The sequence below is a fragment of the Stenotrophomonas sp. NLF4-10 genome, from assembly GCF_022359915.1.
GTDB lineage: Bacteria > Pseudomonadota > Gammaproteobacteria > Xanthomonadales > Xanthomonadaceae > Stenotrophomonas > Stenotrophomonas daejeonensis.
Genome location: NZ_JAKSEE010000003.1, coordinates 386,914 through 409,074 on the forward strand (window position 1 = coordinate 386,914; position 22,161 = coordinate 409,074).

20 protein-coding genes and 1 pseudogene are annotated in these 22,161 nt (G+C 71.2%); 8 read left to right on the forward strand and 13 right to left on the reverse strand.

Features of this window, described 5'->3' with window-relative positions; genetic code table 11:
* Window positions 1–90 precede the first annotated feature (90 nt).
* The 7 genes from MIC98_RS01775 to moaA are packed head-to-tail and all read right to left on the reverse strand — an operon-like array spanning window position 91 to window position 5,002.
* On the reverse strand, window positions 91–447 hold the full coding sequence (locus MIC98_RS01775) for a hypothetical protein (protein ID WP_239735096.1): 357 nt from the start codon (window positions 445–447) through the stop codon (window positions 91–93).
* Complete coding sequence (locus tag MIC98_RS01780; RefSeq protein ID WP_239735097.1) at window positions 444–1,016, reverse strand: molybdenum cofactor guanylyltransferase; 573 nt, start codon at window positions 1,014–1,016, stop codon at window positions 444–446. Before MIC98_RS01780 ends, MIC98_RS01775 begins: the two co-directional genes overlap by 4 nt.
* Window positions 994–1,494 carry a molybdenum cofactor biosynthesis protein MoaE gene (locus tag MIC98_RS01785; protein ID WP_239735098.1) on the reverse strand — a complete coding sequence of 167 codons (501 nt, stop codon included), beginning with the start codon at window positions 1,492–1,494 and terminating at the stop codon, window positions 994–996. The genes MIC98_RS01780 and MIC98_RS01785 overlap by 23 nt, the downstream gene beginning before the upstream one ends.
* Before the next feature lies 1 nt (window position 1,495).
* The gene (locus MIC98_RS01790; protein WP_239735099.1) at window positions 1,496–1,756 is read right to left on the reverse strand and encodes a MoaD/ThiS family protein; all 261 of its coding nucleotides are present in this window, start codon (window positions 1,754–1,756) and stop codon (window positions 1,496–1,498) included.
* Window positions 1,753–3,009: a gephyrin-like molybdotransferase Glp gene (gene glp / locus MIC98_RS01795; protein ID WP_239735100.1), complete on the reverse strand. Its 1,257-nt coding sequence runs from the start codon at window positions 3,007–3,009 to the stop codon at window positions 1,753–1,755. Before glp ends, MIC98_RS01790 begins: the two co-directional genes overlap by 4 nt.
* Window positions 3,006–4,013, reverse strand: coding sequence for a bifunctional molybdenum cofactor biosynthesis protein MoaC/MoaB (moaCB, locus tag MIC98_RS01800; RefSeq protein ID WP_239737992.1), 1,008 nt, complete (start codon window positions 4,011–4,013; stop codon window positions 3,006–3,008). The genes glp and moaCB overlap by 4 nt, the downstream gene beginning before the upstream one ends.
* An 8-nt stretch (window positions 4,014–4,021) precedes the next feature.
* Complete coding sequence (gene moaA, locus MIC98_RS01805; protein ID WP_239735101.1) at window positions 4,022–5,002, reverse strand: GTP 3',8-cyclase MoaA; 981 nt, start codon at window positions 5,000–5,002, stop codon at window positions 4,022–4,024.
* Window positions 5,003–5,170: 168 nt separating this feature from the next.
* On the opposite strand from moaA, the gene MIC98_RS01810 reads away from it, so the two are divergent.
* On the forward strand, window positions 5,171–5,575 hold the full coding sequence (locus MIC98_RS01810) for a ribonucleotide reductase subunit alpha (RefSeq protein ID WP_345772144.1): 405 nt from the start codon (window positions 5,171–5,173) through the stop codon (window positions 5,573–5,575).
* Here MIC98_RS01810 and MIC98_RS01815 read toward each other — a convergent pair.
* Window positions 5,569–5,898, reverse strand: a complete 330-nt coding sequence (locus tag MIC98_RS01815; RefSeq protein ID WP_057639561.1) for a hypothetical protein — start codon at window positions 5,896–5,898, stop codon at window positions 5,569–5,571. The two genes, MIC98_RS01810 and MIC98_RS01815, sit on opposite strands and share 7 nt — an antisense overlap.
* A gap of 74 nt (window positions 5,899–5,972) precedes the next feature.
* On the reverse strand, window positions 5,973–6,788 hold the full coding sequence (locus MIC98_RS01820) for a TOBE domain-containing protein (protein ID WP_239735103.1): 816 nt from the start codon (window positions 6,786–6,788) through the stop codon (window positions 5,973–5,975).
* Between the two features lie 188 nt (window positions 6,789–6,976).
* Between MIC98_RS01820 and MIC98_RS01825 the strand changes: the two genes are divergently transcribed.
* From MIC98_RS01825 to MIC98_RS01855, 7 genes are all read left to right on the forward strand, one after another.
* Window positions 6,977–8,965, forward strand: coding sequence for a TonB-dependent receptor (locus MIC98_RS01825; RefSeq protein WP_239735104.1), 1,989 nt, complete (start codon window positions 6,977–6,979; stop codon window positions 8,963–8,965).
* Between the two features lie 2 nt (window positions 8,966–8,967).
* Complete coding sequence (locus MIC98_RS01830; RefSeq protein WP_239735105.1) at window positions 8,968–9,513, forward strand: DUF2478 domain-containing protein; 546 nt, start codon at window positions 8,968–8,970, stop codon at window positions 9,511–9,513.
* Window positions 9,510–10,550 (forward strand): ABC transporter substrate-binding protein, encoded by a 1,041-nt coding sequence (locus MIC98_RS01835; protein ID WP_239735106.1) that lies wholly within the window; start codon window positions 9,510–9,512, stop codon window positions 10,548–10,550. Before MIC98_RS01830 ends, MIC98_RS01835 begins: the two co-directional genes overlap by 4 nt.
* Entirely contained in the window at window positions 10,547–11,566 is a 1,020-nt protein-coding gene (locus tag MIC98_RS01840; protein WP_239735107.1) for an iron ABC transporter permease, read from the forward strand. The genes MIC98_RS01835 and MIC98_RS01840 overlap by 4 nt, the downstream gene beginning before the upstream one ends.
* Entirely contained in the window at window positions 11,563–12,339 is a 777-nt protein-coding gene (locus MIC98_RS01845) for an ABC transporter ATP-binding protein (protein ID WP_239735108.1), read from the forward strand. The genes MIC98_RS01840 and MIC98_RS01845 overlap by 4 nt, the downstream gene beginning before the upstream one ends.
* Window positions 12,336–13,133 (forward strand): class I SAM-dependent methyltransferase, encoded by a 798-nt coding sequence (locus MIC98_RS01850; RefSeq protein WP_239735109.1) that lies wholly within the window; start codon window positions 12,336–12,338, stop codon window positions 13,131–13,133. Before MIC98_RS01845 ends, MIC98_RS01850 begins: the two co-directional genes overlap by 4 nt.
* A gap of 271 nt (window positions 13,134–13,404) precedes the next feature.
* Complete coding sequence (locus MIC98_RS01855) at window positions 13,405–16,194, forward strand: TonB-dependent receptor (protein ID WP_239735110.1); 2,790 nt, start codon at window positions 13,405–13,407, stop codon at window positions 16,192–16,194.
* Here MIC98_RS01855 and MIC98_RS01860 read toward each other — a convergent pair.
* The 4 genes and pseudogenes from MIC98_RS01860 to MIC98_RS01875 form a co-directional block, all read right to left on the reverse strand.
* Window positions 16,169–16,714: pseudogene (locus MIC98_RS01860) on the reverse strand (proline racemase family protein); the annotation flags it as partial. The gene MIC98_RS01855 and the pseudogene MIC98_RS01860 sit on opposite strands and share 26 nt — an antisense overlap.
* Window positions 16,715–16,821: 107 nt before the next feature.
* The gene (locus tag MIC98_RS01865) at window positions 16,822–19,167 is read right to left on the reverse strand and encodes a S9 family peptidase (RefSeq protein ID WP_239735112.1); all 2,346 of its coding nucleotides are present in this window, start codon (window positions 19,165–19,167) and stop codon (window positions 16,822–16,824) included.
* Window positions 19,168–19,363: 196 nt separating this feature from the next.
* Window positions 19,364–20,572, reverse strand: coding sequence for a Xaa-Pro peptidase family protein (locus MIC98_RS01870; protein WP_239735113.1), 1,209 nt, complete (start codon window positions 20,570–20,572; stop codon window positions 19,364–19,366).
* Entirely contained in the window at window positions 20,569–22,161 is a 1,593-nt protein-coding gene (locus MIC98_RS01875) for an aldehyde dehydrogenase family protein (protein WP_239735114.1), read from the reverse strand. Before MIC98_RS01875 ends, MIC98_RS01870 begins: the two co-directional genes overlap by 4 nt.

Genomic DNA, 22,161 nt, shown 5'->3' on the forward strand with positions numbered 1-22,161 from the left:
TAGTCTGGACCGGGATTAGGCCAGCAGGCGGTCTTGCAGGTGTTGATTTCGATCAAACAGGGCTGGTTTTCGATCTCTCCCTGACAAATGTCAAGCCACGGGCTTGACTTGGCGCACCGGGCCGCGCCGGCGCACGCTGTCGCGCACGTCCACGTCGAGCCGCAACTGCACGCCACCGCTGCCTGCGGGCAGTTCGAAGCACAGGCCCTCGCGGCTGGGCAGGCGGGCCTGCAATTCCCGCACCGCATCAAGCGGCAGCGCCACGTGGCAATCGCCGGCCGTGGCCGAAACACGGGCAACGTCCGCGTGCAGGCGCAACGCCAGCGACCAGCCCGCGCCGTCGCCGAACTGCAGCGCGTTCACCACCGTTTCACCGGCCAGCAGGCGCGCCAGTTCGTCTTCGTCCACGCGCAGGCGCAGCGACTGCTGCCGGAACTGGGTCTTCATGAAGCAACCTCCTGCCATTGCCCGGGGGTGTTGCAGTTGAACAGGCAGGCCTCGTCACCGGGCGCCAGCGGCAGCCGCCGCGCGCCGAGGCGCTGCTGCAGGGCCTGCAGCGAGCGCGGGCCGTCCGGGTCGGCGAGCATCGCTTCGAGCAGCGCGCGGCAGGCCGGGTCGATGTCCAGCAGCATCGGCAGCGGGTGCCCGGCCAGTATCGTGCAGCCGCCGTGGTGGGCGGCGTGCAGCCGCCGCAGCAGGGCCGGGGCCAGGCGCGGCATGTCCACCGCCACCACCCAGGCCGGCCCGTCGGGAATGGCCATCGCCACGCTGTACAGCCCGCCGAGCGGGCCGCAGCGCGCGACCCGGTCGGGGATGCCGGCGAAGGCCGGGTAGGCGCCGCTGATCCAGACCTGCTGCGCGCCGGCCTGGCGCAGCAGCCCGCGCATGTGTTCCAGCAGGGTGCGCCCGTGCCACGGCAGCAGCGCCTTGTCGCGGCCCATGCGGCTGGACAGGCCGCCGGCCAGCACGATGCCGGCCGGCGGGGCGGGGCGGCTAATGGGCGTGATCGTGGCCATGCGCCGCGTCGCCTTCGGCAGGGTCGGCATGGCACAGCGCGCAGCCTTCGCTCCACTGGCTGTCGCCGTCCTCGTAATGCTCCTGCTTCCAGATCGGGCAGCGGTGCTTCACCGCCTCGATCAGCTGCCGGCAGGCGCGGAACGCCTCGTCGCGGTGCGGGCTGCCGGCGGCGACCACCACCGCCACCTCGCCCACCGCCAGCCGCCCTTTGGCGTGGGCCACGTACAGCTTCACGCGCGGGCCGAAGGCGGCCTCCACCTCCGCGGCCAAGCGCCGGAACTCGTTCAGCACCAGCGGCTCGAACAGGTCGTAGGTGATGCCGCGCACCGCGCGCCCCTGGTTGAGGTCGCGCACCTTGCCGATGAACACGTCGATGCCGCCGAAGCCGGGGTCGGACACCGCGGCGATGGCCTCGGCCGGGTCGATGGCGGCGCTGGCACGGTCCAGCACCTTGCCGATGAAGACGTCGTTGCCCATCTCAACCTCCACTCACCGGCGGCAGGATCGCCACGCGGCCATCCTCGGGCAGGCGCTCGTGGTCGCGCAGCACGCACTGCTGGTCGGCGAAGACCGAGTAGTCCAGCAGGCCGGCGCGGAACTGCGGCCAGCGCTGCGGCAGCAGTTCGCGCAGTACCTGCCGCAGATCGGCCACGCGGTCGCCGGGCACCTCCACCACGATCTCGCGCGAGGCGTCCAGCTCGGAGAAGGCGCCGAACAATTGCAGGTTCACCTGTTTCATGACCGCTCCCCGCCCACCAGCCGCACCGGATCGTGGTGCCCGAGGCCCTGCACGCGCACGTGGCTGCCGGCCGCGGCGAGGTCGGCGTCGCCTTCCAGCACCGCCCAGGCATTGGCCTGCAGCATCGACATCAGGCGGAAGGATTCCTGCCCGGCCAGCAGCCGCACGCCCAGTTGCCCGCGTTCGTCCGCTTCGACCCGCGCGCGGGCGTGGAAGCGCAGGCCCGGCGGCTTGCGCGCATCGGCCAGCAGCGGCAGGTACAGCGCGGGCTCCGGGTCCATGCCGAGCATGCGCCGCAGCACCGGCTCGACGAAGAAGCGCTGGCCCACCGCCGCCGACACCGGGTTGCCGGGCAGCCCGAAATACAGCGCGCCGTCGGCCAGCACCGCGAACAGCAGCGGCTTGCCGGGACGGATGGCGACCTTGTGGAAGACGATGCGCGCGCCACGGGCGCGCAGCGCGTCGGGGATGAAGTCGTAGCGGCCCTGCGACACCGCGCCGGTACTGACCAGCACCCGCGCGCCGGCGGCCAGCGCCTGCTCCAGCACCGCGTCGAAGGCGGCCACGTCGTCGCCGACCGTGCCCTGCCACGTCACCTCGGCGCCGGCGGCGCGCAGGCGGCCGACCAGGTAGGGCCGGTTGCTGTCGCGGATCTGCCCGGATTCCAGCGCCTGCGCCGCTTCGGTGACCAGCTCCTTGCCGGTGGCGATCACCGCCACCTTCGGCCGCGCGGCGACCGCCACCTCGCCTACGCCGATGGCGTGCAGCAGGGTGCGGGCGTTGAGGTCCAGCGCCTGGCCGGCGCGCAGCACGCGCTCGCCTTCGTTCACGTCCTGCCCGCGCAGGCGCACGTGCTGGCCGGGCCTGACCGGCGCGCGCAGGGCGATGCGCGTGGGTTTCCCGTCGTGGCTGTCGAGGATCTCCACCTGTTCGACCGGCACCACGCTGTCCAGGCCGGCGGGCATGCGCGCGCCGGTCATGATTTCCCACGCGCCCTGGGCACCGTGCGTGCCGGGATCGCCGGCTGCCTGCCAGCCCTGGACCGCAAGTTCCAGGCCGGCGTCGAGCGCCTTGCCGCCGGCATGCAGGGCGAAGCCGTCCATCGCCGAGTTGTCGAACGGCGGCAGCGACTGCGCGCTGACTATGTCGCTGGCGAGGATGCGCCCTTCGGCCCGCTCCAGCGGCACGCGCTCGGCTGGCAGCGGCGCGGCGGCGTCCAGCAGGAGCCGCAGTGCTTCGTCGTAGGCGATCATGCCGCGCCCCCGTGGCCGCCGCCGTCGACCATCGCCAGCGCGTGGCCGAGGACCGGGGCGAGGATGTCCAGGCACTGCGCCGCCGCGCGCGGGCTGCCCGGCAGCGCGAACACCAGCATGCCGTCCAGCTGCACCACCTCGGCGCGGCTGAGCCAGGCCATCGGCGTGTGCTGCGCGCTGAGCGCGCGCAGCATCTGCGCCAGCCCGTCCACGCGGCGCGCGCCCAGCGATTGCAGGGCTTCCGGCGCGAGGTCGCGCGGCCCCAGCCCGGTGCCGCCGCTGCACAGGCACAGGCGCACGCCGTCGGCGGCCAGCGCGCGCAGGCGCCCGGCCAGCGGTTCGATGCCATCGGGCAGCACGTCGGACACGACCACCTCGCCGCCCAGCGCGCGCAGGCCGGCGGCCAGCTTCGGACCGGATTCGTCCGCGTAGGTGCCCTGGCTGGCGCGGTCGCTCAAGGTCAGCACCGCGCATGCGGCACCGTGCAGGCCGTGCGGCGGGCGCGGCTTGAAGCGCTCGCGCTCGGCTTCGTCCATGCCGTCCGGGTGCAGCCACAGGCCCTTCTTGCCGCCCTCCTTGAACAGCAGGCGGATGCCCTCGATGCGCAGCGCCGGTTCCACCGGCTTGCTCAGGTCGTACAGGGTCAGCAGGGCCGCGTTGACCCCGGCCAGCGCCTCCATCTCCACGCCGGTGCGCGCCTCGCTGGCGCATTCGCACCACACCCGGATCGCCTGCCGCTCCGGCACCGGCGCGCAGTACACGTGCACCAGTTCCAGCGGCAGCGGGTGGCACAGCGGCATCAGCGCCGAGGCCATCTTCGCCCCCTGCAGGCCGGCGATCTCGGCCATCACCAGCGCGTCGCCCTTGGGCAGGCGGCGCTCGACGATCAGCGGGTAGGCCACCGGCCCGGCATGCAGCTCGCCCACCGCCACCGCGCGGCGGCGGGTGATGCGCTTGTCGCGGACGTCGGCCATGTGGAAGGCCGCGTTCATCTGACCACTCATCGTGTTCTTCATCCTCCGATCGAGGCCAGGTGCGGGGTCAACCCGGTCCGGCCCTGGTGCAATCCGTGCCCGGCCGCCTTCAGGCCGAGCTGGGTGGTGATGCGCGCCAGCAGCGCGTCGTGGTCGGCGTCGGATTGCAGCAATGGCCGCAGCGCCACCCCGAAATCGCCGAACAGGCACAACCGCAGGTCGCCGCGGGCGGTGACCCGCAGGCGGTTGCAGCCGGCGCAGAAGTCGCGCGAATACGGCGCGATGATGCCGATGCTGCCGCGGTAGCCGGGGTGGGTGTATTCGCGCGCCGGCCCGGCGTCGGCCGCGCGCGGGCGCAGGCTCCAGCCGGCGGCCTGCAACTGCTCCACCAGCACGTCGGCGCGCAGGTGGTGGCGCTGGAAATAGTCGCCGTTGTCGCCGGTGCGCATCAGTTCGATGAAACGCACGCTCAGCGCGCGCTCGCGCAGGAATTCCATCCATGCCGGCAGCTCGTCGTCGTTGCGGCCGCGCAGCAGCACCGCGTTGAGCTTGACCGATTGCAGGCCCAGGGTCTGCGCCATGCCGATGCCTTCGAGTATTTCCGGCAGCCGGTCGTGGCCGGTGATGGCGTGGAAGCGCTCGCGTTGCAGGCTGTCCACGCTGACGTTGAGCGCGGTCAGCCCGGCCCGGTGCCAGTCCGGCAGGTGGCGCGGCAACAGGGTGCCGTTGGTGGTGATGGCGACCTTGCGGATCCCCGGCACCCGCGCGACCGTGGCGATGATCTGCGTCAAGTCCTTGCGCAGGCTCGGCTCGCCGCCGGTCAGGCGGATCTTGTGCATGCCCAGGGTGGCGAAGGCGCGCACCAGCCGGGCGATTTCATCCACGGCAAGGAAGCGCGGCCGCCCGTCGGCGTGGTAACCGTCGGGCAGGCAGTAGCTGCAACGGAAGTTGCATGCCTCGGTGAGCGACAGCCGCAGGTAAGGGAAGCTGCGACCGAAGCCATCGGTGAGTTGGCTCATGGCTGTTCCACCGTCTTCCACTGGCCCGGTACGCCGGGATACTCCCACTTGCGTCAATGGGTTGCCAGCCTACCCGCCGCGCATCGGCGCCGACATGACCTGGATCAATCACCCGCCGGGCAGGTGTGGCAGCATGCCAACCCCGTATTCCCGTTCCGTGACGATGCCATGATGCTGAGCGATTTCGATGGGCTGCTGCGCGCGGCCGGGCAACAGCCGGAGCCGCAGCGCCTGCTGTTCGTGTTCGTGCGCGCCGAGCTTCCCGAGTCCCCCAGCAGCGACCAGCACGCGCGCCATGCCGCGGGCGAGGGCGGCACGCTGGCGCCGGTGTTGTGCGTGGACAAGGCGCCGGACGAGGTCGCCTCGTTCACCGCGCTGGCGGCCGAATCAGCCGGTACCGGCCAGTCGTGGGACCTGGTGTTCGTCGCCGCGCTGGAAGGCCGCGCCGGCGTCGCCCCGTCCGCCGACGAGGCGGCCCAGCCGCTGCGGCTGATGGTCAATGCGATCAACGACGGGCAGGTCAGCCGTTTCGCCGCCTTCGACCGTGCCGGCGACCCGGTGCAGTTCTACTGAGCGACCAGTTGCAGGGTCAGGAAGAACACCACCAGCACGGTGTTCAGGCCCCAGGCCACGGTCAGGCCGCGCGCGGCCACGCCGTAGTTGGGGTTGCGCGCGCCGGGCGCGGCGCGCCACACGGCCGGGATGATCCAGCCGGTGTAGAGCAGCAGCGCCGCGAACAGGCCCAGCAGCAGCTCGGTCCGGCCCTGCGCCAGCGCCCACAACGCCGCCGCCCACAGCAGGTTGCTGGGGATCACGCCCTGCAGCCAGAACACGCGCCACAGGTGCGAGGGCGGGGACTTGCCGTCCGGTGCGCTCATCGAAGTCGCGGCGTTCATGGTTCTCGCTCTCGGGGTGTGCCTTGGAAGAGCTTGCGCCGAATGGACAGGCTGGTCAAACCGCGCCGCGCGGCTCAGTGGGGTACGCCGACGATGACGCTGGAGGCCTTGAACAGGACCGTGGCCGCGGCCCCCGGTTCCAGCCCCAGCGCCCGCGTGCTCTCCCGGGTGATGATCGCCACCATGCTGCAGGCATTGCCCACGTCCACGACGATTTCGTCGTTGACCGCGCCCTGGCTGATGCGGGCGACCGTGCCGGCGAAGCGGTTGCGCGCGGAGTAACGCGCGCCCTCCACGTCGCTGGCGACGATCACCGACGACGCCTTGACCAGCGCAAAGGCCGGCGTCCCCACCTCCAGCCCGAGGCTGCGCACGCTGTCGTGGGTGATGGTGGCCACGACCTGCAACCCCGGTGCCACTTCCAGCAGAACCTCGTCGTTGACCGCGCCCGCCACGATGCCGCGGACGTGCCCGTGGAACTGGTTGCGCGCGCTGGTGACCATGCCGATCCTCCGTATCAGGGCCAAGTCGTCCCCCAGCCCCGGCCGGGACTGGAGGGTGTGCAGGAACAGCCGGTGCTCGCGTTCGAGCTGCTCGAAATGGCGGATCAGCTGGCGGCCGCGCTCGGTGAGTTGCGCACCGCCGCCGCCACGCCCGCCCACGGTGCGCGCGACCAGCGGTTCGCCGGCGGCGGTGTTCATCGCGTCCACCGCGTCCCACGCGTTCTTGTAGGTCATGCCCATGCGCTTGGCGGCCTGGCTGATCGAGCCGCAGGCGTCGATCAGGCCCAGCAGCGCGAAGCGGCCGCGGCCGCCCAGGCTCTGCCCGGCCACGCTCAGCCACAGGTGGCCGTGGGGCTCGATGGGGGCGGGTGCGGGGGAATCGGCCATGTCGCGGTTGCTCGTCCGTCACGCTGCAAGGGCAGGCAGTGTACGGCGGCACCCCCGCAGGCCACGTTTGATTTCCATCAAGGACGCCGGGCGCGGGCGGCCCAAGAATCCGCAGCCGGGCCGGTGCGACTGCCGGCCATGCCCACCGCTATATCATTCCGGATATAACGAACCCGAGGACCGCCATGATGCGTACCCGCCGTTTCGTTCTGCCCCTGTCCGCGCTGTTCCTGCCGCTGCCGGCCCTCGCCGCCGACGCCCCGCCTTCCACCACGCCGGTGTTCACCCTGGGCAGCGTCGACGTCCATGCCGAGCGCGGCAGCTCGACCACCGTCGCCGAGCGCGCGCTGGACGCCGCGCGCATCCGGCAGCTGGACCTCGACACCGTCGGCGAGGCGGTCGTCGTGCTGCCCGGCGCGAGCCTGGCGCGCAATTCGCGCAACGAGGACATGCTCTACCTGCGCGGCTTCGACCCGCGGCAGGTGCCGGTGTTCCTCGACGGCGTCCCGCTGTACGTCCCCTACGACGGCTACGTGGACTTCGGCCGCTTCACCACCTTCGACCTGGCGCAGGTCCAGGTCGCCAGCGGCGGCGCCTCGCTGCTGTACGGGCCGAACATCCTCGGTGGCGCGATCAACCTGGTCAGCCGCCGCCCCGAGCGCCCGTTCGAGGGCAACCTGCGGCTGGGCATCGCCGATGGCGGCGAGCGCAAGGCCGCGGCGAACCTCGGCGGCCGCCGGGGCGACTGGTACTACCAGCTCGGCTGGTCGCAGCTGAAGGCCGACGAGTTCCCGCTGCCCGACGGTTTCCGCGACCACAAGGCCACGCCCACCGACACCGGCGACGCGCGCCGCAACGCCGACCGCGACGACCGCCGCCTGTCGTTCAAGCTCGGCTACACCCCGCGCGAGGGCGACGAGTACGCCATCGGCTACGCCCGCCAGGACGGGGAGAAGGGCAACCCGGTCTATACCGGCACCGCAGGCAGCGGCATCCGCTACTGGCGCTGGCCGTGGTGGGACAAGGACAGCCTGTACTTCATCGGCAACACCCGGCTGGGCGCGCACGCCACGCTGCGCACCCGCGTCTATCGCGACACCTACGGCAACGGCCTGGAGGCCTACACCGACGGCAGCTACGCCACCGAGCTGAACAACACCAGCTTCCCCAGCGTCTACGACGACCGCACCGTCGGCGGCTCGGTGACCTTGGCCAGCACCGCGCTGGAGCGCCACGCGCTGCAACTGGCCCTCCACTACAAGGACGACCGCCACAGCGACCGCAACCCGAACGCGCCGACCAAGGACTACCGCGACGTCACCACCTCGGTGGCGGTGGAGGACCGCTTCGCGCTGACCGCCGCCTCGCACCTGCGCTTCGGCCTCGGCCACGACCGCCGCGAGGCCAGGCGGGTCTACTACTGGCCCACCGGCAGCGCCGACGCCACCAACGCCGTGCTCGAATACGTGCAGCAGCTGGCGCCGGACCGGCAGTGGTACGCCAGCGCCGCGCGCCGCACCCGCTTCCCGACCATCAAGGACCGCTATTCGGCGCGCATGGGCGCGGCGCTGCCCAACCCGGATCTTGCGCCGGAGCACGCCACCCACCTCGAACTCGGCCTGCGCGGCCGCTGGTGGGAAGGCGCGCAGGTGCAGGCGGTGGTGTTCCACAGCCTGATCGACGACCTGATCCAGAACGAGGTGGTCGCCTCCGACGCCTGCGGCGGCAGCACCTGCAACCGCGCGCAGAACATCGGCCGTGCCCGCCATGTCGGCGTCGAACTGGGCCTGCAACAGCAACTGGGCGAAGGCTGGGACCTGCAGGGCAGCTACGCCTGGCTGCGCCGCACCAACCTGGAAAACCGCGACGTGGCCCTGCTGGACAGCCCGCGCCAGCGCCTGTTCCTGGCGCTGGGCTGGGCCGCGCTGCCGCAGCTGCGCCTGCAGGCCACGCTGGAGGCCGAGCAGGGCCGCAAGGCCAGCTACGCCAACGCCGCCACCCCGGTGCGCGACCTGCCCGGCTTCGGCGCGGTGGGCGTGAAGGCGAGCTGGATGCCGCGCGACGGGCTGGGCCTGGACCTGGGCGTCCGCAACGTCGGCGACAAGTGGTATGAACTGGCCGACGGCTACCCGATGCCGGGCCGCACCTGGTTCGTCAACGCCAACTGGAGGTTCTGAGCATGGCCGAGCCCGTCCCCGCGCGCATCGCCGCGCTGGTCCACGAAGCCGGCGAGGAACCGGATCCGGACGCGGTGCTGGCCGCCTTCGCCGCGCGGCAGCTGGCCGCCGGCCACCGCGTGCGCGGGCTGGTGGCGCTGCCGCACGAGCCCGCGCCCAACGGCAAGCGCATGGTGCTGGTGGACGTGGCCGACCCCGCCTCGCGCTACCCGATCAGCCAGGCGCTGGGGCCGGCCGCCTGCGGCTGCAACCTGGACCCGCGCGGCATCGCCGATGCCAGCGGGGTGCTGCGGCGGGCATTGCGGGAGCCGGCCGAACTGGCCATCGCCAACCGTTTCGGCACGCTGGAATCGACCGGGCAGGGCATGGCCGACGAACTGCTGGCGCTGATGCTGGCCGGCATCCCGCTGCTCACCGTGGTGAACACGCGCTACTTGGCCGCGTGGCGCGATTTCACCGGCGGGCAGGCACTGGAACTGCCGCCCCGCGACGCAGCCCTGCAACAGTGGTGGGACGCCTGCCGCGCCACGCCGGGAGCGGCGGCATGAAGCGCCGCGCGCTGTTGCAGGCGCTGGCGCTGGCCCCGTTGCTGGCGGCGGGCAGTGGCCTGGTGCGCGCGATGCCGGCGCAGCGCGTGCTGCGCCTGGGCGCGCCCGCGGACACGCCCAAGCGGGTATTCGCCGCCGGTGCCCCGGCCGCGGTGCTGATCGCCGCGCTGGCGCCCGAACGCCTGCTGGGCTGGCCGATGCGGGTTTCGCCCGAGGCACTGGCGCTGCTGCCCGCGCCGTTGCGCGCGTTGCCGGTGGTCGGCCGGCTGGCGGGGCGGGGCAGCACGGTGAGCCTGGAACGGCTGCTGGCGATGCAGCCGGACCTGGTGCTGGACGCCGGCGATTTCGACGCCAACTACCGCTCCTCCGCCGAACGGGTCTGGCGACAGACCGGCATTCCCATCGAACTGGTGGCCGGGCGCCTGCCCGACCACCCGGCCCAGCTGCGCCACGTCGGCCGGCTGCTCGGCGTGGCCGCGCGCGGCGAAGCGCTGGCGCAGGCCGCCGAGGCCCAGCTGGCGCTGGTCCGCGAAGTGCTGGCCGCGCGCCCGGCCGATGCCCGGCCGACGGTCTATTACGGCCGTGGCGGCGATGGCCTGGAAAGCGGCCTGGCCGGTTCGATCAACACCGAGGTCATCGAATTCTGCGGCGGCCGCAACGTCGCCGCCGCCGCCGGCAACGGCGGCCTGGCGCGGGTGTCGCTGGAACAGCTGCTGGCATGGGACCCGGACGTGATCCTGACCCAGGACGCGGCCTTCGCCGCCAGCGCACCGCAGGACCCGCGCTGGCGCAGCCTGCGGGCGGTGCGCAGCGGACGCCTGCACTGCGCGCCGACCCTGCCGTTCGGCTGGCTCGACGGCCCGCCGGGCATCAACCGCCTGCCGGGGCTGGCGTGGCTGCTGGCGCGGCTGCACCCGGGCGCGGTGCCGGCGCTGGCGCCGGGCGCGCTGCATGCCCGCATCGAAGCGCTGCACCGCCTGCTGTGGGGCTCGCGTTTGCCGGCCCGCACCGTAGCTGCACTGGAGCGCGGGCGGTGAGAGCCGGCGCGGTGCCGCGCTGGCTCTGGCACGCCGGTGGCTGGGGCCTGCTGCTGGCGATGCTGCTGCTGGCTTTCGCGGTCGGCCAGTTCCCGGTGCGGCCGGCGATGCTGTTGCAGGCGTTGGGATCCCAGCTGTTCGGCATCGGCGAACCGGTCCCGCCGACGGTGCATGCGGCGCTGTGGCACATCCGCCTGCCGCGGGTGCTGGCGGCGGTGCTGATCGGCGCGGTGCTGTCGGTGGCCGGCGCCGCCTACCAGGCGATGTTCCGCAACCCGCTGGTGTCGCCGGACATCCTCGGCGTCTCCGCCGGCGCCGGGCTGGGCGCCTCGCTGGCGCTGTTCCTCGGCCTGCCGATGCTGCTGGTGCAGGGTTTCGCCTTCGCCGGCGGGCTGGCGGCGGTGGGGCTGGTGTGCCTGGTCGCCGCGCTGGTGCGCCGGCACGAGCCGGTATTGGTGCTGGTGCTGGCCGGCGTGGCGGTGTCGGCCCTGCTTGGCGCCGGCATCTCGCTGCTCAAGCTGCTGGCCGATCCGTATACGCAGCTGCCGTCGATCACCTTCTGGCTGCTCGGCGGCCTCAACGCGGTGGTGGCCGACGACCTGCACATCACCGCGCCGCTGCTGCTGGCCGGGCTGCTGCCGCTGGTGCTGCTGCGCTGGCGGGTGAACCTGCTGGCCCTCGGCGACGAGGAGGCCGCCGCGCTCGGCGTGGCGGTCGTGCCGCTGCGCTGGACGCTGATCGCCGCGGCCACGCTGTGCACGGCGGCGGCGGTGTCGCTGGCCGGCATCATCGGCTGGGTCGGGCTGGTGGTGCCGCACATCGCGCGCCTGCTGGTCGGCGCCGACTTCCGCCGGTTGCTGCCGGCCAGCCTGCTGCTCGGCGCCAGCTTCCTGCTGGCCGCCGACACGCTGGCGCGCACGTTGGCGCCGATCGAACTGCCGCTGGGCATCCTCACCGCCTTCGTCGGCGTGCCGTGCTTCCTGCTGGTACTGGCCCGCAGCGGGGGCCGCGCATGAACGCCGCGGTCCCTTTGCTGGAAGCGCACGGGCTGGCCATCGGCCATGCCGGCGTCGCGCTGGGCGCGCCCTTGGCGCTGTCGGTGCAGGCCGGCGAAGTGGTGTGCCTGCTCGGCCCCAATGGCTGCGGCAAGACCACGCTGTTCCGCACCCTGCTCGGCCTGCTGCCGGCGGTGGCCGGCGAGGTGCGGCTGCATGGCCGGCCGTTGCGCGTCCACGACCGCGCGCAGCGCGCGCGCCTGCTCGGCTACGTGCCGCAGGCCGCGCCGTTGCCGTTCGCCTGGCGCGTGCGCGAGCTGGTGGCGATGGGCCGCGCCGCGCACCTGGGCCTGCTGGCCATGCCCGGCCGCGCCGACGAGGAGATCGCCGACGCCTGCCTGCACGAATTAGGCATCGCTGCGTTGTCCGCACGCACGGTCGATACCCTCAGCGGCGGCGAACGGCAACTGGTGCTGGTCGCGCGGGCGCTGGCCCAGCAGGCGCGGGTGCTGGTGATGGACGAACCCACCGCCAGCCTCGACTTCGGCAACCAGTTGCGCATCCTCGACACCGTGCGCGCGCTGGCCGGGCGCGGTATCGGCGTGCTGCTGTCCACCCACCAGCCGCAGCACGCCCTGCAGGTGGCCGACCGCATCGCGCTGATGGCGGGCGGCAGCCTGCAGGCGCTGGGGCCCGCGCATGACGTCGCCACGCCCGAACGGCTGGCAGCCTTGTACAGCGTGGATGCCGCGCGCATCGCCGCCGCCCTTCCCGTTGCCGGAACCCTCCGATGACCGCCTTGCCCCCGCCGATCGACCACGCCGCCCGTTACCGCCAGCACCTGCAGGCCTGTGGCTACACGCCCAAGCCGGCCAGCGCGTGGGACGCGCGCGCGGCGCAATCGGGCTGGAAGCGCCGCCACGACGACTACAGCGACGCCTTCCTCGCGCGGCTGGACCTGCGCGGCGTGGACAGCGTGCTCGACGTCGGCTGCGGCCCCGGCCTGCTCAGCCTGCCCATCGCCGCGCGGGTGCGGCAGGTGCATGCGCTGGACTACAGCCCCGGCATGCTCGATGGCCTGCGCGCAGCGATCGCCCGCGACGGCATCGACAACATCCAGCCGTGGCAGCTGGCCTGGGACGACGACTGGAGCGCGGTGCCGCGCTGCGACGTGGCCATCGCCTCGCGCTCGCTGATGGTGCCGGACCTGGCGCAGGCGCTGGCGAAGCTGGACGCGCACGCCCGCCGGCGCGCCTGCATCGCCTTCGCCACCGGCCCGCGCGCCGGCGTCACCGAACTGGCCGCGCTGCTGGGCCGCGCGTGGATACTGATGCCGGACCACCGCTACCCGATCAACCTGCTGCTGGACATGGGCCGCGAACCACGCGTCGATTACCTGCCGCTGTCGCTGCCCGACCGCGAAAGGGATGCGGAGGAACTGCTGCAGCAGGTCGAGTCGCTGTTCGGCGGACTCACGCCGGCGGAACAGCAGTCGGTACGCACCTGGCATGCGGCCTCGCCCGACAACCGGCTCGGGCTGGCCCCCACCCGACGCTGGGCCTTCATCTGGTGGGAAACCACGGGCTGAGCGCGGGCACCCGCCACGCGCGGCGTGGTTGACGCCCACCGCCGCATCGCTGCAAACGATCGATGCATTGCCGTTGCCAGCGGCGGGAAATCCGTTGCCGCAGCTCCCCGCGCGGGCGCTGCCCGCGCTGTGCGGAGTTCCGCATCGGTCGCCGGCGTTTCGTGCTATCTGCGCCCGCGCATGCCCAACACCATGTCGGTGGCGTCATTGCGCCATCACCCGCGGTGCGGCCTCCGCCGCGCGCGCGGCCGGCATACTTCGGGGAGGAAGCATGAGGGGTTCACGCACACGCAGCATCATCGCCGCCGCCATTGCCGCGGCGCTGCTGCCATCGCTGGCGATGGCGCAGGAAACCGCGGCCGGCGGCACCACCACTTCGCTGGACAAGGTGGAAGTCACCGGCTCGCGCATCAAGCGCACCGACGTTGAAACCGTCGATCCGATCCAGCTGTTCACGGCGGAAGACCTGAGCAAACAGGGCTACGCCACGCTGTACGACGCGCTGTCCAACCTCAGCGTGAATACCGGCATATTCATCGGTGAGGAGAACACCAACAACTTCAATGCCAATGCGCAGGCGCTGAACCTGCGTGGTTTCGGCCCGGGTTACACGCTGGTGCTGCTCAACGGCAAGCGCATGCCGTTGATGCCCAAGCCGGCCGGCAACATCTCCGGCAACATCATCAACCTGGCGATGATCCCCTCCTCCGCCGTGGAGCGCGTGGAAGTGCTGACCGGCGGTGCCTCGGCCATCTACGGTTCCGATGCGGTGGCCGGCGTGGTCAACGTGATCCTGAAGGACGACATCGACGAAACCACCTTCAAGTATCGTTATGGCGACACCGTCCACGGCGGTGGCCGCTCCGACAACTTCACCGTGTCCTCCGGGTTCTCGCACGGCGACACCCACCTCAGCTACGGGCTGGAATGGGACAAGCGCGAGCCGATCCGCGGCAACCAGCGCGAATGGTTCTCCGATCCGTCGAAGTCGCCCGACCCCGACTACCGCGGCGCCGAGCAGGTGATGTCGTTCTGGGACCGTGGCGCGCCGGGTGGCTGGGGCCTGCTGGACCTCGGCAGCCGCTGTGACGCGCTGGGCTATGAAGCGGTGCGCCCGGGCTGGGCCGGCCCCGGCAGCGAGAAATACTGCGGCGACAACATCTTCGACACCTACACCGTGCGCAATGGGCGCGAGCGCCTCTTCGGCTTCGCCAACCTGACCCACGACTTCGGCGCGCATCGCCTCCAGGCCAACCTGATGTCCTCGCGCTCCAAGGCCGATGCCGGCCTGTACCGCTACAGCTACGGCGTGGACTACGACGTGCTGGAGGATGCCAACGACCTTGATTCCGAGTGGTACGGCTCGCGCCAGGTCTGGCGCTCGTTCCGCGATTTCGAAACGCCCACCAGCAACCAGCACTTCAACGAAACCAGCCATGTCTTCAGCACCAGCCTGAGCGGCCCGCTGGGCAGGTTGGACTACAACATCGGCTACACCTACGGCACCTACCGCTACACCGATTCGGTGGTGCGCTTCGACGACCAGACCATGATGGGCCTGCTGTTCGGCGAGAAGGGCACCGATTGGGCGCAGCCGTGGGCCCCGGACCGCTGGCTGACCGTGAGCCGTGACTCGCTGGATGCCAATCTGTTGCCCGGGGGTCTGGATTATTTCGGTGCAATCACGCCGGAAATGCTGGCCAGCGCCGCGCGCACGTCGGTTGGCAAGGGACGCTCCACCTCGCAATCGCTGAGCGCCGACATCAGCGGCGAGATGCTGCAACTACCGGCCGGCCCGCTGAACTTTGCCGCCGTGCTGGAAGTCAGCCATGACACCTACAGCTTCCTCACCGACCAGGCCACGGTGGATGGCGAAATCTACGGCTGGAGCGGCATTCGCGGCCAAGGCAGGCGCAACCGCTACGCCGGCGGCGGCGAATTGGCGATTCCGCTGGCCAGCGCCGATTCGGCCATCGGCCAGGTGGATGCAAAGGTCGCCGCACGCTACGACTTCTACGACGACGCCTCCAGCGTCGGTGGCGCCAGCACCTACCAGGTGGGCCTGACATGGAAGCCGATCGACGCGCTGATGTTCCGCGTCTCGCGTGCCACCTCGTTCCGCGCGCCGGACATGCACGTGATGTTCGCCGAGCGCAGCTCGTCCTACACCAGCGCCACCGACTTCCTGACCTGCGTGCAGACCGAGGGCATCAAGGCGGGTGAAAGCTGGCAGGGTTGCGGCGAGAAATACGGCACCGGCTCGATCCGCCAGTATTCGGAAGGCGACCCGGACCTGCGCGAGGAAACCGGCTACACCAACAGCATCGGCATGGTGGCGCAGCTCGGCAAGCACCATTCGTTCACGCTGGACGGCTTCCGCATTTACCTGGAGGACCAGGTGGGCGTGATCGGTGCCTACACCGTGGTGCAGTACGCCGCGGAGTGCCAGCTCGGCTTCAATGCCGCCGGCGAAACCGTGGACATCAATTCACCCAAGTGCCGGGAAATGCTGTCGCGCGTGACCCGCAACAACAAGGACCGCGTGACTTCGGCGATCACCAGCCCGTTCAACACCGGCATGCGCCAGCAGGACGGCTTCGATTTCACCTGGAACAGCAGGTACGAGGGCACGCCCTACGGCGACTTCGCCTTCCGCTTCGGTTACACCCACATCCTGAAGACGCTGGAACGCTACCTGCCGGAAGACGAGGTCACCGACATCCGCGATGCGCAGTGGAACAACGAGTTCCGCACCCGCAGCTACGGCACCATCAGCTGGGCGCTGGACAGGTTCAACGCCAACCTGCACATCAACCGCCTGGGCAGCTCGCCGGAACGCTGGGCCGATACCTACAAGCGCATGCCGGCCTGGACCACCGCCAACCTGTCGCTGGGCTGGCGCTTCGGCGACGCGCTGTGGGCCGGCCTCAGCGTGGCCAACCTGCTCGACCGCAAGCCGAACATGGTGGATTCGGAGAAGTGGTGGCCGTATGCCGACATCAGCAAGTACAACCCGGCGGGCAGGGAGTACTTCCTCACGCTGGAGTACAAGCTGAAGTAAGCAACGCAAGTGCATCTGGGCGAGAGGCGGCCCCGGGAAACCGGGGCTGTCTCTCCGTCATGCCATTGCGCGGAAACGCTGCTGCGAGATGCCGTGAACGCAGGGTTCCAGCCGTTGCCGGCACTTCCCCGTACAGCCCCGCCGGCACGCTGGCGCCCTCGCGCAGGCTGCGCTCGCGGGCGATGAAGCGGCGCCGCGACGGCAGGCGCGCGAAGCGCGCATCCACCCGTACCACCGCGCTGCCATCGGCTTCGACCACGGGCTCGGCATGCACGTCCACCTTGCCTGCGCGCACCGTCTGCGCGCAGGACAGCATGCGGTAGGTGCCATGCGACTGGCAGGCCTCGCGCTGGCCGGCGGCGATCACCTCGTAGCCTTCGTCGTGCAGGAAGATCACGCCGGAATCCGTGCCCGGCGTGCCCGGCGGAAACAGGCAGGCGCCGTACATGCCGGCATGCCCGCGCGGCTCCAGCATCAGGAAGCGGCGGATGTCGTCATGCTGCGCGCGCAGCCACGCGCGCTTTTGGCACCATGCCCGCCGGCGAGGGCGGCAGCCCGGTCAGCAGCACGCGCAGCGGCTCACCGCCGGCATGCAATCGACGGTGCGCGGCTGGCGGCTGTAGCCGGTCATGGCTTGCCTGCGCCGCGCGCGTTCCAGTCCGGCGTCTGCTGCTTCATCAGGTGGCGCACGAAGAAATCGAACTTGCGGCGCTGGATGTAGTCGATCGGCTCCTGCGAGCGGCCGACGCCGTGGCCGGTGCCGGGTACGGCGAGCAGGTCGAAGTCCTTGCCGGCGCGGATCAGCGCATCGGCTACCTGATACGTGGAGGTAGGGTCGACGTTCTCGTCCTGCTCGCCGACGATCAGCAGCAGGTGGCCGCGCAGCTTGTCCGCGTTGTCCACCCCGGAGGCGTGCGCATAGCTCTCATCCACCGGCCAGCCCATCCACTGCTCGTTCCAGCTCAGCTTGTCCATGCGGTTGTCGTAGCAGCCGTTGTAGGCCACCGCCACGGTGTAGAACTCCGGGTGGAACTGCAGCGCGTTGAGCGCGTTCTGCCCGCCCGCCGATGCGCCATAAATGCCCACGCCGCCGCTGATGTCATACGAGGCATCGCGCGCGGCCAACGCCTTGTGCCAGGCGATGCGGTCGGGGAAGCCGGCGTCGCCGAGGTTCTTCCAGGCCACGTCGTGGAAGGCCTTGGAGCGGTTCATCGTGCCCATGCCGTCGATCTGCACGACGATGAAGCCAAGGTCGGCCAGCGCCTGCGCGCCGATCAGGCGCTCGTTGCTGGACTGGTTGTCGAACGGCCAGAACTTCTTCTGCACGTGCGCATCGTGCGGGCCGGCGTAGATGCTTTCGATCACCGGGTACCTGCGCGCTGCGTCGTAATCGGAAGGCCGCACGATCAGGCCGACGATGGGGGTTTTGCCGTCGCGGCCCGGGGCGGTGAAGGTTTCCGGCGCGCGGTAGCCGGCGGCGAACAACGCACTGGCGTCGCCGCGTTCCAGCGTCTGCAGCAGGCGGCCATCGCGCGCGTCGCGCAGCTCGGTGATGTTCGGTTGGTCCAGGCGCGAGTACGTGTCGACGTAATGGTTCATGTCCGGCGACAGGCTCAGTTCGTGCCAGCCATCGCCCGGCGTCATGTGGCGCAGGTCGCTGCCGTCGAAGTTCACCCGGTAGAAATGCTGTATGTAGGGGTCGCCCGGCTCGCGGCCATTGGCGGAGAACCAGACCTGCCGGTTCTTTTCATCCACCTGGACGATCTGCCGTACCACCCACGGGCCACGGGTGAGCTGGCGCAGGCGGCCACTGCGGCCATCGACCATGTACAGGTGGTTCCAGCCATCGCGCTCGGACTGCCAGACGATCTGCTCGCCGCGCTTGTCCACGTCGTGGAAATCGGCGCGGTGCCACCAGCTGTTGACGAAGGTGTCGCTGTGCTCCTCCACCACGCTGCGTGCCGCGCCGGTGTGCGCGTCCACCTCGATCAGGCGCACCCGCTGGAAGCCGCGTTCGGTGTAGCGGAACGCCAGCGTGCGGCCATCGGCACGGAACTGCGGCGGGCTGATCTCGTAGGGGTTGGCGAACAGTGTGGTCGGCACGTCGATACGGCGGCCAGTGGCGACCTCGAAGATCACCGGGCGGTCGATGTCCACCGCATCGCCCGGCTTGGGATAGAGCTGGGTGCGCACGCGTGGTTGCAGCTGGTCGCGCGGCGAGGTCTCCACCCGCGTTACCCGGCGCGCATCGCCCGGCTTTACCCGCAGCACCACGAAGCGGCTGGAATCGGGCGACCAGACGATGCTTTCGGGGTCGTAGAAATCGTTGTCGGCGCCATCGCGCGCCAGCACCCTGCTGCTGCCGTCGGCCAGCGTGCGCAGCAGCACGCTGCCGTCGCGCACGAAGGCTTCCATGCGCCCGTCCGGTGAACGCTGCGGCGTGGCGTCGGCCGCCACCGAGAGATCGCGCACCACGCCCCAGCCGCGTGGCCGCGGCGACGGGCCCGACGCGCTCCAGCGCGCGCAGCGGTACTCGCCAGCCAGCTCGCAGCGTACCCAGCCGTCGTCCACCCAGGCACGCAGCGCCCTGCCGTCCTTGTCGATCTCGTAGTCGGAAAATGGCAGGCGCCGCCCCTCCACGTCGCGGCCGAGCAGCGGCGACAGTGCCGTGGCCAGCCGCGCCTGGTCGAACGCGGCCTCGGCCTGCGCCTGTCCCACCCGGCGCATCACGAACTCGAAGCCGCCCGGCGCGGTGCGCCGGTAGCGGTAGCGCTCGCCGTCGGTCCAGGTGACGGGGCCGGCCAGTCCCGTGGTCAGGTACATCCACTGCTCGCGCAACTGCAGCGAACGCCGGTAGGCGGCCTCGTCCGGTGCGGGGGGCGGGGAGGATTGCGCCGCTGCCGGCATGGCGGCGCAGGAAAGCGCCAACAGGCAGGCGAAGGCATGGCGGCGGATAGCTGCGAAATGGAACATGCGTCGTTTCCCCTGGTGTCCTGCTCTGTCCTTCTCCCTTCGGGAGAAGGTGCCCGGAGGGCGGATGAGGGTGCGGCAATGCGCTGTGGAGCCGGCGTGCGGATGCTTCGCCTTGCCCGCTCCCCAATGGCATGCAAACCGTGCGGTTTCGGCTGGAGGGAGAGGGGCTCCGTGGCTGTTCGCGCGCAGGTGCACGTCAATCGGCGAATGGCTGGTCGATGGCGACGGACGGTGGCGTGAACCACCGGGCGCCGGCGGCGGTGACATGGAAGTGGTCCTCCAGGCGCACGCCGAACCGGCCCGGCACCACGATCATCGGTTCGTTGCTGCAGCACATGCCCGGCGCCAGCGGCAGGCGGTTGCCGCGCACCAGGTAGGGCGCCTCGTGGATCGCCAACCCGCAGCCGTGGCCGGTGCGGTGCGGCAGGCCGGGCAGGCGGTAATCGGGGCCGAGGCCGGCGGCTTCCAATACATCGCGCGCGGCCTGATCGACGGCTTCGCAGGCAACGCCGGGGCGCACCGCATCGAACGCGGCTTGCTGCGCGGCGCGCTCCAGGTTCCAGATGTGCAACTGCTCCGCGTTCGCCTCGCCGAAGATCCAGGTGCGGGTCACGTCGGAGTTGTAGCCGTCCACGCTGCAACCGGTGTCGATCAACACCAGTTCGCCCTTGCGCAGGTGCTGCACGCCGGGGATGCCGTGCGGGAATGCGGTGGCATGGCCGAACTGCACGATGCAGAACGTCGAACCACCGTCCGCGCCGAGCGCGCGATGCGCCTCGTCGATGAAACGCACCAGTTCGTCGGTACCGATGCCTTCGCGGGCGATGCCGGCGGCCAGCTTTTGCACCTGCAAGGTGATGTCGCAGGCATGCTGCATCAGCGCCAGTTCGGCGGCGCTCTTGCACATGCGGCAGCCATCGATGATCGACGTGGCATTGCTGATCGCGCCCGCGCCCAGATGCGCGGCCAGCCCGGTGTGGATGCGGAAGGCGGCCTCGGGGTCGAGCGCCAGCGTCTTCGCGCCACGTTCGCGCATGGCACCGGCCACCAGCGCATGCGGGTCTTCGTGTTCCTCCCACAGGCGCTTGCCGGCGGCAATGCGCAGCACCGCGTCCAGCGAACCTTCCTCGAAGTTCGGCGCGATCAGCAGCGGCTCGCCGTGCTGCGTCAGCAGCAGCCCCACCAGACGCTCGCTTGCGCCCCAGCCGATGCCGGTGAACCAACGCAACGACATGCCGGCGGTGACCAGCAGCGCATCCGCGCCGGCGTCGCGCATCAGGCGGCGCGCATGTGCCAGGCGCGCGGCGTATTCGTCCGCGGATATCGGGGCGGGGCGGTTCGGCAATGTCGCGGCAGGCTGCGCGCGGGCCTGTTCCAGGGTGAGGTGTCCGATCTGCGTGGTCATGCGCCGGCTCCGATGTCGGCGGTGGTCCATTGCCGGTCGATGCAGCGCAGCAGGCCACCGGGGTTGCGGTCACGCAGTTCGGGCGGCAGCAGTGCGTCGGGCACGTTGTCGTAGGCCTGCAACGCGGTGAAGCGCAGGATCGCCGCCGGCAGGCCGACGGCGGTGAAGCCGGGCTGGGTCGAGGCCGGGAATGGGCCGCCATGCTGCTGCGCCGGGCTGACCAGCACGCCGGTGGGCATGCGGTTGGCGATCAGCCGGCCCACGCGCGGGCGCAGCGTGGCGGCCAGCGCCTGCCAAGCATCGTCGTCGCTGCCATCGGCGGCGCGATACAGCGTGCCGGTGAGCTGGCCTTCCAGGGTGGCGGCCAGCGCCTGCATCCGCGCGACATCGGCCACGCGCACCAACAGGCTGCACGGGCCGAAGGCCTCGTGCTGGAAGCCCTGCGGGTTGGCGAGGAAATCCTGCGCGGCAACCGTCAACAACGTGGGTGCATGGCGGAAGCCGGTGTCGCCCGCTTCGCCACCGCACAGCAGCTGCGCACCGGCCTCACGCAGCGCCGTAATGGCCTTACGCAGCGATGCCAGCACGCCCTGCGACAACAGCGGCAGCGGCGCGGTCGCGGCGAAGCGCGCCTGCACGTCGGCGACGAAGGCATCGCCGGCCGCGCCTTCCGGCACGATCACCAGCCCGGGATTGGTGCAGAACTGGCCGCTGCCGAGCAGGCACGAGCCGCTGAACTCCTCGGCCAACGCCGGCCCGCGCTCGGCCAGCGCACCGGGCAGCAGGAACACCGGGTTGAGGCTGGACAGCTCGCCGAAGAAGGGAATGCCGGCGGCATCGGCGGCCTGTTTCAAGGCCAGGCCGCCCGCGCGGCTGCCAGTGAAGGCGATTGCGCCCAGCCGCGCGTCACCGGCCAGACGCAGGCCCAGTGCCGGTTCGACGTCGTACAGCAACTGCACCGTGGCCGCTGGCAGGCCGGCGGTGTCGGCGGCGCGCCGCGCATGTTCGGCCAGGCGTCGGCTGGTGGCCGGGTGCGCCGGGTGCGCCTTGGCGATGACCGGGTTGCGCGCGGCGATGGCCGCGGCGAAGTCGCCACCGGACACGGCATTGAAGGCGAACGGGAAGTTGTTCGGCCCGAACACCAGCACCGGCTTGCCCAGCGGCGCGTGGTGCGTGCGCAGGCCGGCGGCGGTGTCGATCACCGGTTGGGTCCAGCTGCGGTTGCGCGCGGCGGCGGCGGCCTGGCGCAGCTGGTTGCAGGTGCGTGGCAGTTCGTTGCCGCGCAGGCGCGGCGTTGCCGGCAGGCCGGTTTCCGCATGTGCCAGCTGCACCAGCGTCTCGGCGTCGGCTTCCAGAGCCGCCGCATAGGCGTCGAGGAAGGCGGCGATGCATTCCGGGTCGGTGGCGGCCAGTTGGGGTGCAGCGGCGCTGGCGGCCGCCAGCGCCTGTTCCACGTCGGCCACGCCGCTGCGCGGGAACACCGGCCCGATGGCCTCAGCGCTGGCCGGGTCGAACGCACGGAAACTGCCCGTGCTGTCCTTTGCGGCCTGCCACTGGCCGGCGATGAGCAACGGCGCGACCGTATTCAC

Excerpts from the sequence above, each read along its gene's own strand:
- moaCB (WP_239737992.1), bottom strand. The coding sequence starts at position 4,013 with ATGAGTGGTCAGATGAACGCGGCCTTCCACATGGCCGACGTCCGCGAC.
- MIC98_RS01815 (WP_057639561.1), bottom strand. The coding sequence starts at position 5,898 with ATGAACGCCGCGACTTCGATGAGCGCACCGGACGGCAAGTCCCCGCCC.
- MIC98_RS01845 (WP_239735108.1), top strand. The coding sequence starts at position 11,563 with ATGAACGCCGCGGTCCCTTTGCTGGAAGCGCACGGGCTGGCCATCGGC.
- MIC98_RS01850 (WP_239735109.1), top strand. The coding sequence starts at position 12,336 with ATGACCGCCTTGCCCCCGCCGATCGACCACGCCGCCCGTTACCGCCAG.
- moaA (WP_239735101.1), bottom strand. The coding sequence starts at position 5,002 with ATGAGCCAACTCACCGATGGCTTCGGTCGCAGCTTCCCTTACCTGCGG.
- MIC98_RS01835 (WP_239735106.1), top strand. The coding sequence starts at position 9,510 with ATGAAGCGCCGCGCGCTGTTGCAGGCGCTGGCGCTGGCCCCGTTGCTG.
- MIC98_RS01820 (WP_239735103.1), bottom strand. The coding sequence starts at position 6,788 with ATGGCCGATTCCCCCGCACCCGCCCCCATCGAGCCCCACGGCCACCTG.
- MIC98_RS01790 (WP_239735099.1), bottom strand. The coding sequence starts at position 1,756 with ATGAAACAGGTGAACCTGCAATTGTTCGGCGCCTTCTCCGAGCTGGAC.
- MIC98_RS01855 (WP_239735110.1), top strand. The coding sequence starts at position 13,405 with ATGAGGGGTTCACGCACACGCAGCATCATCGCCGCCGCCATTGCCGCG.
- MIC98_RS01870 (WP_239735113.1), bottom strand. The coding sequence starts at position 20,572 with ATGACCACGCAGATCGGACACCTCACCCTGGAACAGGCCCGCGCGCAG.
- MIC98_RS01780 (WP_239735097.1), bottom strand. The coding sequence starts at position 1,016 with ATGGCCACGATCACGCCCATTAGCCGCCCCGCCCCGCCGGCCGGCATC.
- MIC98_RS01825 (WP_239735104.1), top strand. The coding sequence starts at position 6,977 with ATGCGTACCCGCCGTTTCGTTCTGCCCCTGTCCGCGCTGTTCCTGCCG.
- MIC98_RS01865 (WP_239735112.1), bottom strand. The coding sequence starts at position 19,167 with ATGTTCCATTTCGCAGCTATCCGCCGCCATGCCTTCGCCTGCCTGTTG.
- glp (WP_239735100.1), bottom strand. The coding sequence starts at position 3,009 with ATGATCGCCTACGACGAAGCACTGCGGCTCCTGCTGGACGCCGCCGCG.
- MIC98_RS01775 (WP_239735096.1), bottom strand. The coding sequence starts at position 447 with ATGAAGACCCAGTTCCGGCAGCAGTCGCTGCGCCTGCGCGTGGACGAA.
- MIC98_RS01830 (WP_239735105.1), top strand. The coding sequence starts at position 8,968 with ATGGCCGAGCCCGTCCCCGCGCGCATCGCCGCGCTGGTCCACGAAGCC.
- MIC98_RS01810 (WP_345772144.1), top strand. The coding sequence starts at position 5,171 with ATGATGCTGAGCGATTTCGATGGGCTGCTGCGCGCGGCCGGGCAACAG.
- MIC98_RS01785 (WP_239735098.1), bottom strand. The coding sequence starts at position 1,494 with ATGGGCAACGACGTCTTCATCGGCAAGGTGCTGGACCGTGCCAGCGCC.